This window comes from Flavobacterium branchiarum (assembly GCF_030409845.1).
GTDB lineage: Bacteria > Bacteroidota > Bacteroidia > Flavobacteriales > Flavobacteriaceae > Flavobacterium > Flavobacterium branchiarum.
This window is the reverse complement of record NZ_JAUFQQ010000005.1, coordinates 561,498-577,944: the sequence shown is the minus strand read 5'-3', so window position 1 is coordinate 577,944 and position 16,447 is coordinate 561,498. Positions and strand designations below refer to the sequence as shown.

The 16,447-nt window shown below is 34.6% G+C and carries 15 protein-coding genes and 1 tRNA gene; 12 read left to right on the top strand and 4 right to left on the bottom strand.

The window, feature by feature from the left end; genetic code table 11:
* Positions 1-6: 6 nt before the first annotated feature.
* Both QWY99_RS14505 and ribD read right to left on the bottom strand, forming a co-directional pair.
* Positions 7-609, bottom strand: coding sequence for an HAD family hydrolase (locus QWY99_RS14505; protein WP_290266305.1), 603 nt, complete (start codon positions 607-609; stop codon positions 7-9).
* Complete coding sequence (gene ribD / locus QWY99_RS14500) at positions 602-1,657, bottom strand: bifunctional diaminohydroxyphosphoribosylaminopyrimidine deaminase/5-amino-6-(5-phosphoribosylamino)uracil reductase RibD (RefSeq protein WP_290266303.1); 1,056 nt, start codon at positions 1,655-1,657, stop codon at positions 602-604. Before ribD ends, QWY99_RS14505 begins: the two co-directional genes overlap by 8 nt.
* 397 nt (positions 1,658-2,054) lie before the next feature.
* Here ribD and prmC point away from each other — a divergent pair, with 397 nt between their 5' ends.
* Positions 2,055-2,909: a peptide chain release factor N(5)-glutamine methyltransferase gene (prmC, locus tag QWY99_RS14495; protein ID WP_290266301.1), complete on the top strand. Its 855-nt coding sequence runs from the start codon at positions 2,055-2,057 to the stop codon at positions 2,907-2,909.
* A gap of 902 nt (positions 2,910-3,811) precedes the next feature.
* Here prmC and QWY99_RS14490 read toward each other — a convergent pair.
* A complete protein-coding gene (locus QWY99_RS14490) occupies positions 3,812-5,056 on the bottom strand; it encodes an ABC transporter permease (RefSeq protein ID WP_290266299.1) in 1,245 nt (414 codons plus the stop codon).
* A gap of 143 nt (positions 5,057-5,199) precedes the next feature.
* Here QWY99_RS14490 and hisS point away from each other — a divergent pair, with 143 nt between their 5' ends.
* From hisS to QWY99_RS14435, 11 genes are all read left to right on the top strand, one after another.
* On the top strand, positions 5,200-6,573 hold the full coding sequence (gene hisS, locus QWY99_RS14485; RefSeq protein WP_290266297.1) for a histidine--tRNA ligase: 1,374 nt from the start codon (positions 5,200-5,202) through the stop codon (positions 6,571-6,573).
* 267 nt (positions 6,574-6,840) lie between these two features.
* Positions 6,841-6,911, top strand: a tRNA-Trp gene (locus tag QWY99_RS14480).
* Positions 6,912-7,260: 349 nt separating this feature from the next.
* Positions 7,261-7,839, top strand: a complete 579-nt coding sequence (locus tag QWY99_RS14475; RefSeq protein ID WP_290266295.1) for a nucleotide exchange factor GrpE — start codon at positions 7,261-7,263, stop codon at positions 7,837-7,839.
* A 96-nt stretch (positions 7,840-7,935) separates the two neighbouring features.
* A complete protein-coding gene (gene dnaJ / locus QWY99_RS14470; RefSeq protein WP_290266293.1) occupies positions 7,936-9,051 on the top strand; it encodes a molecular chaperone DnaJ in 1,116 nt (371 codons plus the stop codon).
* A gap of 170 nt (positions 9,052-9,221) precedes the next feature.
* Positions 9,222-10,142 (top strand): ABC transporter ATP-binding protein, encoded by a 921-nt coding sequence (locus QWY99_RS14465; RefSeq protein WP_290266292.1) that lies wholly within the window; start codon positions 9,222-9,224, stop codon positions 10,140-10,142.
* A gap of 96 nt (positions 10,143-10,238) precedes the next feature.
* A complete protein-coding gene (locus QWY99_RS14460; protein ID WP_290266291.1) occupies positions 10,239-11,555 on the top strand; it encodes an ABC transporter permease in 1,317 nt (438 codons plus the stop codon).
* 182 nt (positions 11,556-11,737) lie between these two features.
* Positions 11,738-12,901 (top strand): sigma-54-dependent transcriptional regulator, encoded by a 1,164-nt coding sequence (locus QWY99_RS14455; protein ID WP_290266290.1) that lies wholly within the window; start codon positions 11,738-11,740, stop codon positions 12,899-12,901.
* A 95-nt stretch (positions 12,902-12,996) separates the two neighbouring features.
* Positions 12,997-13,650, top strand: a complete 654-nt coding sequence (locus QWY99_RS14450; RefSeq protein ID WP_290266289.1) for a DEAD/DEAH box helicase — start codon at positions 12,997-12,999, stop codon at positions 13,648-13,650.
* Between the two features lie 37 nt (positions 13,651-13,687).
* The gene (locus QWY99_RS14445) at positions 13,688-13,906 is read left to right on the top strand and encodes a putative signal transducing protein (protein ID WP_290266288.1); all 219 of its coding nucleotides are present in this window, start codon (positions 13,688-13,690) and stop codon (positions 13,904-13,906) included.
* An 85-nt stretch (positions 13,907-13,991) separates the two neighbouring features.
* Complete coding sequence (locus tag QWY99_RS14440) at positions 13,992-14,795, top strand: Cof-type HAD-IIB family hydrolase (protein ID WP_290266287.1); 804 nt, start codon at positions 13,992-13,994, stop codon at positions 14,793-14,795.
* Positions 14,796-14,809: 14 nt separating this feature from the next.
* Positions 14,810-15,334, top strand: a complete 525-nt coding sequence (locus QWY99_RS14435; RefSeq protein ID WP_290266286.1) for a GNAT family N-acetyltransferase — start codon at positions 14,810-14,812, stop codon at positions 15,332-15,334.
* A gap of 148 nt (positions 15,335-15,482) precedes the next feature.
* Here QWY99_RS14435 and QWY99_RS14430 read toward each other — a convergent pair whose 3' ends face one another.
* On the bottom strand, positions 15,483-16,007 hold the full coding sequence (locus QWY99_RS14430) for a hypothetical protein (RefSeq protein ID WP_290266285.1): 525 nt from the start codon (positions 16,005-16,007) through the stop codon (positions 15,483-15,485).
* Positions 16,008-16,447: the final 440 nt, after the last annotated feature.

Sequence of the window (16,447 nt, the reverse complement as noted above, 5' to 3'; positions counted from 1 at the left end):
TGTTTTTTAAATTATTTTTTTTTCAAATAAATCTACGACATCTTCTTTTCCTACTTGTAGGTTCCATACCTGAAGACCGAGTTCGGCGGCAGCATTGGTGTTTTCGATTTTGTCGTCAACAAACAACGTTCGTTTTGGAGATAAGTCGTGTTTGTTTATAATGTAGTTGTAAGCTTCATGGTTTGGTTTTCTCATTCCTATTTCGAACGAAAAATAAACTTTTTCAAAACATTGGTAGAAATCGCTGTAAAAGGAAACTCCTGTTTTATGCTCGAATGTTTTAATGTGAATAGAATCGGTATTGCTTAGTAAAAATAGTCTATATTTTTCAGAAAGCATCTGAAGGAATTCTAGTCGGTATAAAGGGAAATCTAGTAGTACGGCATTCCATGCGTTTAGAATTTCTTTTACAGAAGCGTTTGGAATTTCTTTCTGAAATCCTGCTATGAATTCTTCGGGTGTAATACTGCCTGTTTCGAATTTTATATTTAGAAGATCTAGATTTTCATTCCATTCTGATAGACCTAATTTTTTTAGTCCATCAATTGTAGCTTGTTTGTCTAGGTTGATAAATACATCCCCAAAATCAAAAATGATAGTGTCAATCATGGTTTCTAACTTGTATTAATTCGTCTTTCCCAATGTGTGTGTGTGTTGATTTTTTACCAGCAACTTTAGGAGCTTTGGTACCTTGTGTAAAGTAAGTATCTCCAACAAAAAAGCGTCCTTCATCCCAAAGATTGGCGTCGATAAAGGTTTGTAGTGTTTGTAGTCCACCTTCGATAATAATCGATTGAATTTGGTGTTGGTACAAAACAGCTAGTGTTTGTTGCGCTATATTTTCTTTAAAATCAATTACTTCAAAGGTAAGGTTTTCTTTTTCACTGGCAATTTTGAATTTTGTAAATACAATAGTTTTAATATCACCGTCAAAAATATGGCTATCTTTTGGGATGCGATTATTTTGATCTAAAACTACCCGGATAGGATTATTTCCAGCCCAATCGCGAGTGTTTAATTTAGGGTTATCATCAATAACAGTTTGTGTTCCCACTAATATTGCTTGTTCTTCACTTCGCCATTTATGCACCAATTGTCTGGAGTATTTATTGGTAATCCAAATAGGTCCTCTTTTTAAAGTGGTTTCATTTTCTTTTTTGGGAGTTAGAAAGCCATCTTTAGATGCAGCCCATTTTAAGATTATATACGGTCTTTTTTGTTTGTGAAAAGTAAAAAAGCGTTTGTTGAGTTCGTTGCATTCTTCTTCTAAAACTCCAATAACGACTTTTTTGCCAGCTTCAAGGAGTTTCTTAATTCCTTTACCTGCCACCTTTTCGTTAGGATCAACAGTTCCTACAACTACATTCGGGATATCATGTGTAATGATTAAATCGCAACAAGGAGGTGTTTTTCCAAAATGGCTGCACGGCTCTAGGCTTACGTAGATAGTTGCTTTTTTGAGTAATGATTTGTCTTTTACTGAATTTATGGCATTTACTTCGGCATGTGGTTCGCCTGCTTTTTTATGCCAGCCTTCTCCGATAATTGTATCATTATAAACGATTACGCTACCAACCATTGGGTTTGGATATGTTGTTCCTAAACCGTTTTTGGCAAGTTGAATGCAGCGATTGATGTATTTTTCATGTATATTCACAATGCAAAAGTAGTTATTTTTGAGTTTATGATTTAGTTTTGAAACTATCTAAAATAACAATAAAGTATATTTACTTTTGTGTTTAAATAAGACAGAATAAGAAGAGGTCGAAAATTGGATTATCAGATAGATATTAAAAGAAGACAATTTGGCTGTGGCATAATTAATAAGAGCAGTTTTTGATGAGTTTATTATTCCGAAAGTTGGAACACCATACGAAGATCCTTATTTAGATTTTATGTTTTGAGAATAGAATAACCAAAATAGGTTAATTATTTGGTGTGAAGTAATTGTAGGTTGTAAAGGAGTTGTTCTAATAGAGAAGGAAGCGCCGACAATTTGTGAATTGCAATGGGATTTGATTGCTAATTAAATCTACTTTTAATAAAATACAAAAATGAAAATAAAACAATACAGAACACAGTTTATTCAAGAGCTTTCAGGAATTTATGATGTTCTAGAAGTAGAGAGTTTTTTCTATTTAATTTTAGAAGAGAAACATAATCTTAGGCAAATAGATTTGGCATTAAATCCAGATTTAGCTTTTTCTGAACAAGAAATTGAAGAGTGGAGTAAGTTTGTGACTGAGTTAAAGAAGGAAATACCGATTCAGTATTTGCTTGGCAAAACTAATTTTTACGGATTAGATTTTGAAGTAAATTCGAATGTTTTGATTCCGCGACCAGAGACAGAAGAGTTGGTGGAGTGGATTATCAAAGAAAATTCAAATAATGAAAAACACAAAGAACTAAAGATTTTAGATGTAGGAACCGGAAGCGGTTGTATTGCTATTTCATTGGCTAAGAATCTTTCTAAAGCTCAGGTTTTTGCAATTGATGTTTCGGAGGGGGCTTTGGCTACAGCCAAAAGAAATGCTACTTCTAATGGCGTTTCGGTAACTTTTTTGCATAAAAATATTCTAGAAACAGACGATTTAATGCAGGTGTTTGATGTTATCGTGTCGAATCCGCCTTACGTTCGAAATTTAGAAAAAGAAGAAATTAAGAAGAATGTTTTAGATAATGAACCGCATTTAGCTCTTTTTGTAGACGATAATGATGCGTTGATTTTTTACAGAAAAATAGCCGAGCTAGCAAAGAAAAATTTAGCAAAAAATGGGAGTCTTTATTTTGAAATCAACCAGTATTTAGGAAAAGAAACAGTTGAATTGCTTGAGGATTTAGATTTTAAAAACATCGAATTGCGTAAAGATATTTATGACAATGATAGGATGACTAGGAGTGTTGTTTAGTCTTTAGTTTACAGTTTACAGTTTACAGTTTACAGTTTACAGTTTACAGTTTTCAGTTTTCAGTTTTCAGTTTGTTTCGTATAAAAAAAGATTTTGCAAAGCAAAATCTTTTTTTATATAGATGCTAGACTGCGACTGCGACTGCGACTGCGACTGCGACTGCGACTGCGACTGCGACTGCGACTGCGACTGCGACTGCGACTGCGACTGCGACTGCGACTGCGACTGCGACTGCGACTGCGACTGCGACTGCGACTGCGACTGCGACTGCGACTGCGACTGCGACTGCGACTGCGACTGCGACTGCGACTGCGACTGCGACTGCGACTGCGACTGCGACTGCGACTGCGACTGCGACTGCGACTGCGACTGCGACTGCGACTGCGACTGCGACTGCGACTGCGACTGCGACTGCGACTGCGACTGCGACTGCGACTGCGACTGCGACTGCGACTGCGACTGCGACTGCGACTGCGACTGCGACTGCGACTGCGACTGCGACTGCGACTGCGACTGCGACTGCGACTGCGACTGCGACTGCGACTGCGACTGCGACTGCGACTGCGACTGCGACTGCGACTGCGACTGCGACTGCGACTGCGACTGCGACTGCGACTGCGACTGCGACTGCGACTGCGACTGCGACTGCGACTGCGACTGCGACTGCGACTGCGACTGCGACTGCGACTGCGACTGCGACTGCGACTGCGACTGCGACTGCGACTGCGACTGCGACTGCGACTGCGACTGCGACTGCGACTGCGACTGCGACTGCGACTGCGACTGCGACTGCGACTGCGACTGCGACTGCGACTGCGACTGCGACTGCGACTGCGACTGCGACTGCGACTGCGACTGCGACTGCGACTGCGACTGCGACTGCGACTAAATACTAAGAGAAACTATTCGTAGCGTAACGCTTCAATAGGATCGAGTTGTGATGCTTTTATTGCTGGGTATAATCCGGAAACTACGGCAACCATGAAGCTAGTACCAAAAGCAGCAAGAATTGCACCCCACGGAATTACGAATACAAAGTTCATGGCTGAGGAAATTCCGAAGCCAATTAAAATTCCCAGAATAATTCCGACCAATCCGCCTAATTGTCCGATTAGTAAAGTTTCGATAAAAAACTGAATAGCAATAGTTGTCTTTTTGGCACCTAAAGCTTTGCGAACCCCAATTTCACGTGTGCGCTCTGTTACCGATACAATCATGATATTCATTAAGGCAATCGAAGAGCCCAAGATGGTAATGACGCTAATGCTCCATGCGGCTATGCCTAGATATTGTGTGATGCTTAGAATACGATTAATAAGATCATCACTTCGGACTACACCAAAATTATTGTCACGTATAGGGCTTAATTTTCGAACTCTACGCATGGTGCTTGTTGCATTGTCAATGGCTTGATCTAGTAGTTCTTTTTTAGAAACCATTACGCTTATAGTGTAATTTATGTTTGGAGCAGTAAATAATGAACGGGCTACCTGAATTGGAATCAATACACGTAAATCTTGACTATTTCCAAATGTAGATCCTTTTTCTTTCAATACGCCAATTACTTTAAAACGTGCCCCTCGAATAGAAATAATCTTATCAATTGGGTTTACATCTTTTAGTAAGCCTTTCATGAAATCGGAACCTAATACACATACATAGGTATTGTTTTCTATATCAAATTGATTGAATGTTCTGCCAATACTAGTTTCTAAACCAGAATTACCAATAAAATGCTCGTCAACACCTAGAACTTTAATTTCGGGATCGGTTTTAGTCGAAAGATATTTTACTTCGGCAGTAGAAGTTGCTGTGAATGAAAGGGAAGTTTCTGTAAAAGGGTACTTGAATTTATTTTTGAAAGCGACAGCCTCAGGATAAGAAATAATCGGATTGATGACTTCTCTTTCGTTTCCTCCACGGTTTCTAACTTCGTTTTCGTATTGATTTATGTTGAAGGTATTTGCTCCCATAGAAGCAAAATCAGTAGAAATGGTATTCTCTAAAGCCGATACTACGGTTAGGATTCCTACTAAAGCAGTGATGCCGATTGCGATAATTAAAACGGTAAGTATCGTTCGTAATAATTGAGTTCGAATCGAACCAAATGCAATTCGGATATTTTCTTTGAATAATTTTAGCATCATACTAGTTTGTCACGAAAATACAATTTTTGTTACAAGTTTGTTTTAGAAGAGTCATTATTTATTTTAAAAAGTGAGATATTTGCATTCGATTTAAAATAATAGATACTGTCTAAGGTCTGAAATCTAAAATAAATAAAAATTAAATGGCATCAAAACCTAGTATTCCTAAAGGAACCAGAGATTTTTCACCAACTGAGGTGGCAAAACGTCAATATATTATTCAAATTATAAGAAGTAATTTCGAGAAATTCGGTTTTCAACCAATCGAGACACCTTCGTTTGAAAACTCGGAAACCTTAATGGGGAAATACGGAGAAGAAGGCGATCGCTTGATTTTTAAAATATTGAATTCAGGTGACTATTTGTCTAAAGCAAATGAGGCGCATTTAGAAGCAAAAGACAGTACAAAGTTAACTTCAAGCATTTCTGAAAAAGCATTGCGTTATGATTTGACAGTTCCTTTTGCAAGATACGTTGTGCAACACCAAAACGAAATTGAATTTCCTTTTAAGAGATATCAGATTCAGCCAGTTTGGCGCGCTGATCGTCCGCAGAAAGGTCGTTTTAGAGAGTTTTTTCAGTGTGATGCCGATGTGGTTGGTTCAAAGTCATTGTGGCAGGAAGTAGAGTTGGTACAATTATATGATACTGTTTTTACCTCTTTGGGTTTAAGCGGTGTAACGATAAAAATTAACAACCGAAAAATATTATCTGGAATTGCAGAAGTTATTGGAGCTTCAGATAAATTAATTGATTTCACAGTAGCGTTAGATAAGCTTGATAAAATAGGCGAAGATGGTGTGAAAAAAGAAATGATTGAGAAAGGAATTTCGGAAGAAGCGCTTGTAAAAGTGCAACCATTATTTAGTTTTACAGGAACTATTTCGGATAAGATTGAGCAACTTTCAGATTTATTAGCTTCTTCAGAAGAAGGGATGAAAGGGGTGGAGGAATTACGATTTATATGTGACAATGTTTCCAGTTTAGGTTTGTCTACTGCAATCTTGGATTTGGATGTTACTCTTGCTCGTGGACTTAATTATTACACAGGAGCAATTTTTGAAGTTGGTGCGCCAAAAACGGTTGCTATGGGATCTATTGGTGGTGGTGGAAGATACGACGACTTAACTGGTATTTTTGGATTAAAAAATATGAGCGGGGTTGGAATATCTTTTGGATTAGATCGTATTTATTTAGTGCTTGAAGAGTTACAATTGTTTCCAGAAACTGTTACGGCAACTTCAAAAGCTTTGTTTATCAACTACGGCGATAAAGAAGCGTTTTATGCGCTAAAAGCTATTCAGGAATTAAGAAAAGAAAATATAAAAGTTGAATTGTATCCTGAGAATGTAAAGGTAGGAAAGCAGTTTCAGCATGCTGATAAACGTGCGATTCCTTTTGCGGTTATTGTTGGTGATGTAGAAATGGAATCAAATACATATTCGCTTAAAAATTTGCTAACAGGCGAACAAGTTTCGGTTGATTTAGAAGGATTGAAGAAAGCTTTGCTTCTTTAAATCGTAAAGAGAGTTTGAATTTTATGGATTAAAAACTATTTCTTATTCGTGAATTCGCTACGGATTAATCGCAAAGAGCATAATATTGCTAGTTATCGGGATTGAAAAGTTATAAAGTTTTAATCTGATTTAAGAATGCGAATTTTGCAAAGCTTTGGTGGTGATGACGTTAGCTTGTTAAGTGTAGTTGTTAGATTAAATATTTAAAAATTTATGTAAAATAATTGCTGGAGAAGGGAAAAAAAGCTTTTAATTTGCGCTCAAGTTACGGGCGTAGTTCAAGGGTAGAATAGCGGTCTCCAAAACCGTTGATGGGGGTTCGAATCCCTCCGCCCGTGCAATCACTTTGAAAGAAGCTTTCGGATAGAAGGTGAATAAAAAGCAAAAAAAAGCTTCGTCTATTAGGCGAAGCTTTTTTAGTATAGTAAAGTTGAATTAATAATTTATTATAAAAGCCGAAGGGTAACCTTTGATTCAATTTTAATAATGATAACGATTTTGTTATTACCTCAAATGTATTTAATCTTGACGGCAATTTTCTTAAAATTATATTAATTTTTTGAGAATATGATTGCTTTAGGTGGATTAAATAGGGACTGAATAAAATGAAAATTTGTCAAAAGATGACAATTTGACATTTTCTAAGATTTGGCAGTACTTTTGCAATCCATAGAAAAGAATAAAAAAATGAAGTTTAAGAATATTTTTAAAAATAAAAGTAATATGACTACGGAAAATACAGAAATCGATCAAGAAATAGATGACGTAACGTTAGAGAACAATGCCAATGGCGAACAAATCATTATTGAGGAATTAAGTGTAGAAGAACAATTAGCTCAAGATTTGGCAAAAGAGAAAGATAAATTCTTGAGATTGTTTGCTGAGTTTGAAAATTACAAAAAAAGAACTTCAAAAGAAAGAATTGATTTGTTCAAAACGGCTAATCAAGATGTGTTGTTAGCAATGCTTCCTGTATTAGATGATTTTGACAGAGCATTAGTTGAAATCAACAAATCTGATGATGAGCTTTTGGCAAAAGGAGTAGAGTTAATCTATGACAAGCTAAAAAATACATTAACATCTAAAGGTTTAGAGGAGGTAGAAGTTAGAGCAGGTGATGCATTTAATGCAGATTATGCTGAAGCAATTACTCAAATCCCTGCCCCTTCAGATAAGCTGAAAGGTAAGATTGTTGATGTACTAGAAAAAGGATACAAATTAGGAGACAAAATTATTCGTTATCCTAAAGTGGTTATTGGAAACTAAAATAACAAATTATAAATCCCAAATCCCAAATAGATAGTTTTGAATTTTCAGAATTGAGTTATTTATTGGGTTTTGTTTTTTGGCATTTAAACAATTATGAAAAAAGATTTTTACGAAATATTAGGCATTTCAAAAAATGCGGATGCTGCCGAGATTAAAAAAGCGTACCGTAAATGTGCGTTAAAATATCACCCGGACAAAAATCCGGATAACAAAGAGGCAGAAGAGAACTTCAAATTGGCTGCAGAAGCATATGAAGTTTTAAGCGACCCTAATAAAAAAGCCAAATACGATCAATACGGACACCAAGCCTTTGACGGTTCAGGTGGCTTTGGAGGTGGTGGTCATGGTGGTATGAATATGGATGACATATTCAGTCAGTTTGGCGACATCTTCGGAGGCGGATTTGGTGGTTTCGGAGGCGGTGGAGGCGGAGGCCCTCGTCGTACTAAAGGAAGTAATCTTAGAATTAAAGTAAAATTAACTTTAGAAGAGATTGCAAATGGTGTTGAGAAAAAAGTAAAAGTAAAACGTAAGGTTCAAGCCAAAGGGGTTACTTATAAAACATGTTCTACATGTAATGGTCAAGGGCAGGTAATGCGTGTGACTAATACAATTTTAGGTAGAATGCAATCAGCTTCGACTTGTCCAAGTTGTGGAGGTTCTGGTCAGATTTTAGATAAAAAACCTGCCAATGCAGATTCGCAAGGAATGGTTCAAGAAGATGAAACTGTATCAATCAAAATTCCTGCAGGAGTTGTTGACGGAATGCAGTTAAAAGTTTCTGGTAAAGGAAACGATGCGCCAGGAAATAGCGTACCAGGTGATTTAATTGTTGCAATTGAAGAACTTGAGCACGAACTCTTGAAGCGTGAAGGAGAAAATTTACATTACGATTTATACATAAGCTTCCCGGAAGCTGTTTTAGGAATATCAAAAGATATTGAAGCAATTAACGGAAAAGTTAGAATTAAATTAGAAGAAGGAATTCAATCAGGAAAAATTCTGAGATTGAAAGGAAAAGGAATACCAAGTATTAATGGATACGGAAATGGAGATTTATTAGTACATGTTAATGTTTGGACACCAAAAACATTGAGCAAAGAACAAAAACAGTTTTTTGAAAATGCTTTAAATGACGAACATTTTATTCCGCATCCTGAGAAAACGGATAAATCATTTTTTGAAAAAGTAAAAGATATGTTTTCATAAAAGATCTTAATCTTTTATAAAAAGTTATAATTAATTTACAAACCCATCTTAAACTTTGTTTAAGATGGGTTTTTTTTTGTAACAATATGAAGTATTCGCTACTAATTATTTACTTTTACACACGCGGGGCCGAAAAGGCCAAATTGACTTAGTAAATCCAAAAAAAAAGCATGAGCAACTTACTCGAAGTACATAATGTCGTAAAACAATACGGTGATTATGTTGCGCTTAACGAAGTTTCATTAAATGTTCCAAAAGGCAGTATTTATGGGCTATTAGGTCCTAATGGAGCCGGAAAAACATCACTTATACGAATTATAAATCAGATTACTTTACCAGATAGTGGACAAGTGATTCTCGATGGCGAAAAATTACAATCAAAACACGTACAACATATCGGATACCTTCCTGAGGAGAGAGGTTTGTATAATTCTATGAAAGTAGGAGAGCAATGTTTGTATTTGGCCCAGATGAAAGGATTGTCTAAAGCCGAAGCTAAAAAACAATTAGAATATTGGTTTGATAGATTGGAGATACAAGGATGGTGGAACAAAAAAGTTCAGGAGCTATCAAAGGGAATGGCGCAAAAAATCCAGTTTGTGGTGTGTGTATTGCATAAACCAAAATTATTGATTTTTGATGAACCATTTTCTGGTTTTGACCCAGTGAATGCCAATGTCATAAAAGATGAAATTTTGGCATTAAAAGAGCAAGGTTCAACAATTATTTTTTCAACACATCGTATGGAGAGTGTAGAAGAACTTTGTGATCATATTGCTTTGATTCATAAATCGAATAAACTGATTGAAGGAAAATTGGTTGATGTAAAAAGACAATTTAAGACAAATAGTTTTGAGGTTGGAATATTGACAAGCAATGTAGAAGGTTTGATGTATGATATTACTCAAAAATTCACAGTTTCACCTGCAGATTTTAAATCATTGGGAGATGAATTAAAACTAGAAATTCAGATTGGTAATGCTACTCCAAATGAATTATTGAACATATTGACTCAACGCGGACAAGTGACGCATTTTGTGGAGAAAATTCCAAGTGTAAACGATATTTTTATTCAAACCGTAACAAAATAAATTGTTGGACTTCTTAGATTCTTAGACTGAATCTGGAAGTCTAAAAAAAATCTAACAATTTAAGAAGTTTAAAAAACTAACAATCTAAAATAGAGAATGAGTATAATTTCATTAATTATAAAAAGAGAATTTATTTCTAAAGTTCGTAATAAGTCGTTTGTTGTAATGACTTTTTTAAGTCCGCTATTGTTTGTTGTGATAGCTGCTTTTATCGGATATTTAAGTTCTATGAAAGCCGAAACAAAGCGTATTGCCATTCATGACGAAATGGGCTTGTTCGCTTCACAGTTTACAAAACAGAATGCAAAAAACACGGAGTTTAAATATCTGGATTTATCCAAAGTACCTTTGCAATCTTTAAAAGATAGTATTGCCAAAGAGCGGTTAGATGGATTACTGTTGATTCCTAAAACTGGTAAAATAAAAGATTTAGAAAGTAAAATCGAATTCATTTCGAATAATAGTCCGAGTATTTCTTTTATCGAAAACACACAAAATACGATTGCTAATGAAATTACCAGAATTAATTTTCAAGAAGCAAACTTAGATACATTGGCTATAAAGAATGCTCAGGCAAATGTAAATATACATCTTGCAAAAGCATCGGGAGAAGAAAGTCTAAAAGGATTAAATGAAATAAAAATTGCTATTGGGGGTTCTTTTGGTTACTTGATAATGATGTTTATTGTTATTTATGGTAATATGGTTATGCGAAGCGTAATTGAAGAAAAAACCAATCGTATTATAGAGATTATTATCTCATCCGTAAAACCTTTTCAGCTGATGATGGGTAAGATAATCGGTACTTCATTGGCTGGTTTATTGCAATTTTTAATTTGGGCAGTAATAGGATTTGCTTTGATGTTTGCCGCATCGGCATTTTTCGGTGTAAACGTAGGGCCAACGGCTAAGATTCCGCCAGAATTAATGCATGCAGCGCAAAAAGAAATGGTAGGAACGGCACAGATGTATATTAATGAATTATGGAGTCTTCCGATTGCAAGTATCTTGATTGGATTTGTAATTTATTTCATTGGAGGTTATTTTCTATATAGTTCGTTTTATGCGGCTATTGGAGCGGCTGTTGATAATCAAACCGATTCGCAACAATTTCTTATGCCAATTCTTATGCCTTTAATTTTGAGTGTTTATATTGGTTTTTTCACTGTAGTAAATGACCCGCATGGGACTATTGCCGTAGTATTTTCGATGATACCGCTTACCTCACCAATTGTTATGTTAATGCGACTTCCGTTTGGAGTGCCTTGGTGGCAAATACTTATTTCCGTAACTTTATTGTTTGCTTCCTTTTTTGCAGTAGTTTGGTTTGCTGCCAAAATTTATCGCGTAGGAATATTGATGTACGGTAAGAAGCCTACATGGAAAGAATTGTATAGATGGCTTAAATATTAATTTTATTGTTACTGAGGTTCAAAGTTACAAAGCGACAAAGCAGCAGAGGTTTCTCTTTGTTACTTTAAGTGTTATCTTTTGAACCATAAATAAAAAAGTAATTAAGTTGCAAAGCAACAAAATGGCGAAGGATTTGAAATCTTTGTAACTTTGAGCCTCTGTAACTTTGAACCTTAAAAAGAATGAGTAGAATACTAATTATAGAAGACGAAGCAGCTATTCGTAGAGTGCTTGCTAAGATACTATCAGAAGAAAATGATAGCTATCAGGTAGAAGATGCAGAAGATGGAGTTTCGGGACTTGAGAAAATAAAAAATAACGATTACGATTTGGTTTTGTGTGATATCAAAATGCCAAAAATGGATGGTGTTGAGGTATTGGAAGCAGTGAAAAAAATCAAGCCTGAGATTCCGATGGTTATGATTTCTGGTCATGGAGATATGGAAACGGCAATTCATACGATGCGTCTTGGGGCATTTGATTATATTTCAAAACCACCGGATTTAAATCGTTTATTAAATACAGTTCGTAATGCTTTGGATAGAAAAAAGCTTGTTGTAGAAAACAAGATTTTAAAGAAAAAAGTGAGTAAAAATTACGAAATGATTGGTGATAGTGAAGCTATCAATCATATTAAAGTTATGATTGATAAAGTAGCAGAAACGGAAGCTAGAGTTTTAATTACAGGACCTAACGGAACTGGAAAAGAATTAGTAGCGCACCAATTGCATGAAAAAAGTGGCCGTTCTAATTTTCCTTTAATCGAGGTGAATTGTGCAGCGATTCCTAGTGAGTTAATCGAAAGCGAATTGTTTGGACACGTAAAAGGAGCTTTTACATCGGCAGTAAAAGATAGAGCAGGAAAGTTTGAAGCAGCAGATAAAGGAACTATCTTTCTAGATGAAATTGGAGATATGAGTCTTTCGGCTCAAGCCAAAGTATTGCGTGCTTTACAAGAAAGTATGATTACAAGAGTTGGAGCTGAGAAAGACATAAAGGTAGATGTTCGTGTGGTTGCTGCAACCAATAAAGATTTGAAAACAGAAATTGCCGAAGGACGTTTCCGTGAAGATTTATACCATCGTTTGGCAGTAATTTTAATTAAAGTGCCAGCATTGAATGATAGAAGGGAAGATATTCCAGCTTTGGTTTCGCATTTTACTGAAAAAATAGCTTCAGAACAAGGAAATGCTGTTAAGTTGTTTTCGCCACAAGCGATACAATTGTTACAAGAATATGATTGGACAGGGAATATTAGAGAATTAAGAAATGTCGTTGAGCGCCTTATTATATTAGGAGGAAGCGAAATTTCTGAGACAGACGTGAAGATGTTCGCAAGTAAATAAAATTTAATTAAATGATTTTAAAGTCAAATGATTTAAAGATTGGACAGATAGTTTGATTCTTAATTTCTTGATTTTAAATCTTTCAATATTTGAAGATGAAACTAAAAAAAATAAACGAAAAGTTACAGGAAGGGTTAATTGAGAACGGTTTGACCGAAGCTAATGCGTTGCAACAAGAAACTTTTTCTACACTAAAAAGTGGAGTAGATTGTATTATTGTGGCTCCAAAAGGAAGTGGAAAATCGACAACAATTGTATTGAATGTTATCCAGCAATTAGAAGGTAAAAATGAAGAGTCACCACGTGCTTTGATTATTGTAGAAGATAAAACAAAGGTGCTAGAAATGGAAGAGCTTTTTGAGAAGTACGGTAAGTATACTACTCTTGAGGTTTACGGAGTGCATGATAAAGGTGATATGGATTATGATAAAAACTATATCTCAACTGGTATTGATGTTTTAATTGGAACACCAAATAAATTAAGCGATATGTTTACCACAGCAGGGTATAATGTAAACCGTTTGAAAATGTTTATCTTGGATGATGCAGATCCGATTTTGAAATTACGTCATGAAACTAAAATCATGCGTATTTCAAATAGTATTGCTAAAACGCAACGAATTGTTTTTACAGAAAAGCTTACTGAACGTATCGAAATTTTGACGGATAAAATGTTATTGGAACCTTATTTGTTTGAAATCGAAGAGGGAGATGACGAAGAGGAGGAAGAAGAAGATATTGAAGAATAGATTTTAGTTAAGTTATTAATAAATAAAATAAAATGATATGGGATTAATGAAAGTGTTTTCAGGAAGTGAAATTTTAGCACAAGCATTGCAATCAAAACTAGAAGAAGCTAAAGTTGATACAGTAATTAAAAATAATATCCAATCGGCTCGTTTAGGTGGTTTTGGGAATACAGATTTAGCTGTTGAGGTATTTATTCAAGAGACTGATTTTGCAAAAGCAAATCCTGTTATTGAGGATTTTAGAATGAGTATTTAATAATGAAAATAATAAGTATCAGTTACAGTCTCAGTTATTAGTATTGTCGAAAGTGAGACTGTGACTGAAAACTTAAAAAAAGAATATGCAATACAAAATGTTGGTTTTAGACATGGATGATACCTTGTTGACCGATGACCATAAAATTTCGGATATTAATAAAGAAATGCTCCTTAAAGCCCAAGAAAAAGGAGTTTATGTAGTTTTAGCATCTGGAAGACCGACTTCTGCAATGACTTCTTATGCTAAAGAACTAGAGTTGGATTTAAATGATTCTTATATGATTTCTTTTAACGGTGCTGTTATTAGTAGTGTTAAAGACAATGAGATTCTTTTTGAACAAACATTGTCTAAAGAGCAAATACATGAATTATACGATTACAGTTTAAAAAAGGAAACTCATATTATTACTTATTTAAATAATGAGATAATCAGTGAAACTGACTCAGAGTACATTGAAATAGAAAAAGAAATTACAGGTTTAAAACATACTAAAGTGCCGAGCTTTAAAGAAGCTGTTACCACATCTGCTGTGAAATGTATTTTGCTTGCAGAGCCAAGTTATTTAAAAGGATTAGAAGATGATTTAAAGGCTGCAATGCCACATTTAAGTGTAGCGATGTCTAAGCCTTTTTTCTTAGAAGTAGCTCAAAATGGGATTGATAAAGCAGCAAGTTTAAAACTTTTGGCAGAGAAGTTAAATATTCAGCAATCAGAAATTATTGCGGTAGGAAATGCAGGTAATGATTTAACTATGGTAGAATATGCTGGTTTGGGAGTTTGGGTAGATAATGTTACTCCCGAATTGAGAGACAGAGCAGATGTAATTGTAGCATCAAATAATAATCATGGTGTTGCCGAAGTAGTTAAACGTTATATTTTGAACTAAATATTCTTAAGTCCATGAAATCAATAGAGACAGAACGTTTATTGTTAAGAGAGTTTCTTTCTTCGGATGTTGAAGGAATGTTTCAATTGGATTCTAACCCGAATGTGCATAAGTATGTAGGGAAGAAACCTGTTACGCATATCGATGAAAGTCACGCTTATATTGAATTTGTTCAGCAGCAATATAAAGATATCGGAATTGGACGTTGGGCAGTTGTTCTTAAAGAAACCAATACTTTTATCGGTTGGTCTGGAATAAAATTCATCACTACTACGATCAATAATCACCAGAATTTTTATGAAATTGGTTATCGTTTTATAGAAGAACACTGGGGTAAGGGATATGCTACCGAAGCAGGAAAAGCTTTTATAAATTATGCTTTTAATGAAATGAAGGTGGAGGCAATTTATGCTTACGCAGATGCAGAAAATAGTAGTTCTAGAAATATTCTGGAAAAACTAGGATTAAAGTATATAAATGCCTTTATGCTTGACGAAGAGGAAGAAGTTTGGTATGAACTAAAGAATCCTAATCTTTAGAATTTAAAATTTAATGTTTCTATATCTTTACAGACTTTTGGTTTTATAATCTAATAACAAAATGTAGGTAAGTTGTTGCCGATTTTGTATGTAAAGATATAGATGACATAGCTCCGTTACGAGATAACGGTATCTTAGTATTTTAAGCTTATTTTTTAGCTACAGAAATAAAGTATTTATTCCCATCACCCATTGTAAGTTTTACACGTTCGTCGCAAAGATCGATAGAGTAATTAGCATTCTCATAACAACTACAAGTTGTGTTTTTATCTTTAGACATTTCTGTTTTACAGTTGTTGCTTTTGTAGGTAGACAATTGTGGAGTGTACAATGACACTAAATCTGTCGAAGCAGTTACTAATGATATAATACTAGCAGTATTACCATTTGCAATTCTATAAACGATTCTGTCTGTATAAGAAATATCGTTTGCAGTTACTTTTCTGATATAGGTAAAAGCAGTTGAACCTTCTTCAACAGATTTCACTTCAAATTTAAATCCAATACCACGAACTTCAATATCAAATTTTGATTGTGAATTATAACTTGCCCAAGAGGTAAGAGTCGCAATAGTAGGAAATGGATTTGTGTTAGTACCAGTACTAGCAGTTTGTGCCTGTACTCCAAAAGTAGTTAATAGCATTAATAAGATTGTAGGGATAAATGCTTTCATGTTTTTGTAATTAATTTAAATACCTACTCTATATGGTTTTCGGTTTGCCCAATTATTTTTATTCAGTTCAGAATTCAATGCTTTTATGAAAATATAATTAACGCAAATTGATGTTAATTAGTGTTTTTTTTGTCACAATTTTCGTGGTGTGAATTTAAGACGAAAATTTACGCGAACAAAGCGTATAATAGGAAAACTTTATTTTTTGAATTCATTTTTTTTAACGGGATGCATCTTGTTAATAATCATTTAATTGAGTGGGTTTTTTTAATGTAAAAAAGGATCGCTGAAAAAAAAGAATATATATAAATAAGATTTATCTGTTAGTTATATTACTTTTTTGATTTTGATTCATAAAAAAAAGACTAGGGAGAGTTCCTATAGAATTAAAATGATGTTTTTTATTCGTTTTTTTAGATTTAGCGTTTCATTTTTTCTAA

Bases quoted from the DNA above. Each gene is read 5' to 3' on its own strand.
- QWY99_RS14450 (WP_290266289.1), top strand. From the start codon at position 12,997: ATGAAACTAAAAAAAATAAACGAAAAGTTACAGGAAGGGTTAATTGAG.
- prmC (WP_290266301.1), top strand. From the start codon at position 2,055: ATGAAAATAAAACAATACAGAACACAGTTTATTCAAGAGCTTTCAGGA.
- QWY99_RS14445 (WP_290266288.1), top strand. From the start codon at position 13,688: ATGGGATTAATGAAAGTGTTTTCAGGAAGTGAAATTTTAGCACAAGCA.
- QWY99_RS14440 (WP_290266287.1), top strand. From the start codon at position 13,992: ATGCAATACAAAATGTTGGTTTTAGACATGGATGATACCTTGTTGACC.
- QWY99_RS14455 (WP_290266290.1), top strand. From the start codon at position 11,738: ATGAGTAGAATACTAATTATAGAAGACGAAGCAGCTATTCGTAGAGTG.
- QWY99_RS14435 (WP_290266286.1), top strand. From the start codon at position 14,810: ATGAAATCAATAGAGACAGAACGTTTATTGTTAAGAGAGTTTCTTTCT.
- QWY99_RS14490 (WP_290266299.1), bottom strand. From the start codon at position 5,056: ATGATGCTAAAATTATTCAAAGAAAATATCCGAATTGCATTTGGTTCG.
- QWY99_RS14465 (WP_290266292.1), top strand. From the start codon at position 9,222: ATGAGCAACTTACTCGAAGTACATAATGTCGTAAAACAATACGGTGAT.
- QWY99_RS14505 (WP_290266305.1), bottom strand. From the start codon at position 609: ATGATTGACACTATCATTTTTGATTTTGGGGATGTATTTATCAACCTA.
- QWY99_RS14460 (WP_290266291.1), top strand. From the start codon at position 10,239: ATGAGTATAATTTCATTAATTATAAAAAGAGAATTTATTTCTAAAGTT.
- QWY99_RS14430 (WP_290266285.1), bottom strand. From the start codon at position 16,007: ATGAAAGCATTTATCCCTACAATCTTATTAATGCTATTAACTACTTTT.
- dnaJ (WP_290266293.1), top strand. From the start codon at position 7,936: ATGAAAAAAGATTTTTACGAAATATTAGGCATTTCAAAAAATGCGGAT.
- hisS (WP_290266297.1), top strand. From the start codon at position 5,200: ATGGCATCAAAACCTAGTATTCCTAAAGGAACCAGAGATTTTTCACCA.
- QWY99_RS14475 (WP_290266295.1), top strand. From the start codon at position 7,261: ATGAAGTTTAAGAATATTTTTAAAAATAAAAGTAATATGACTACGGAA.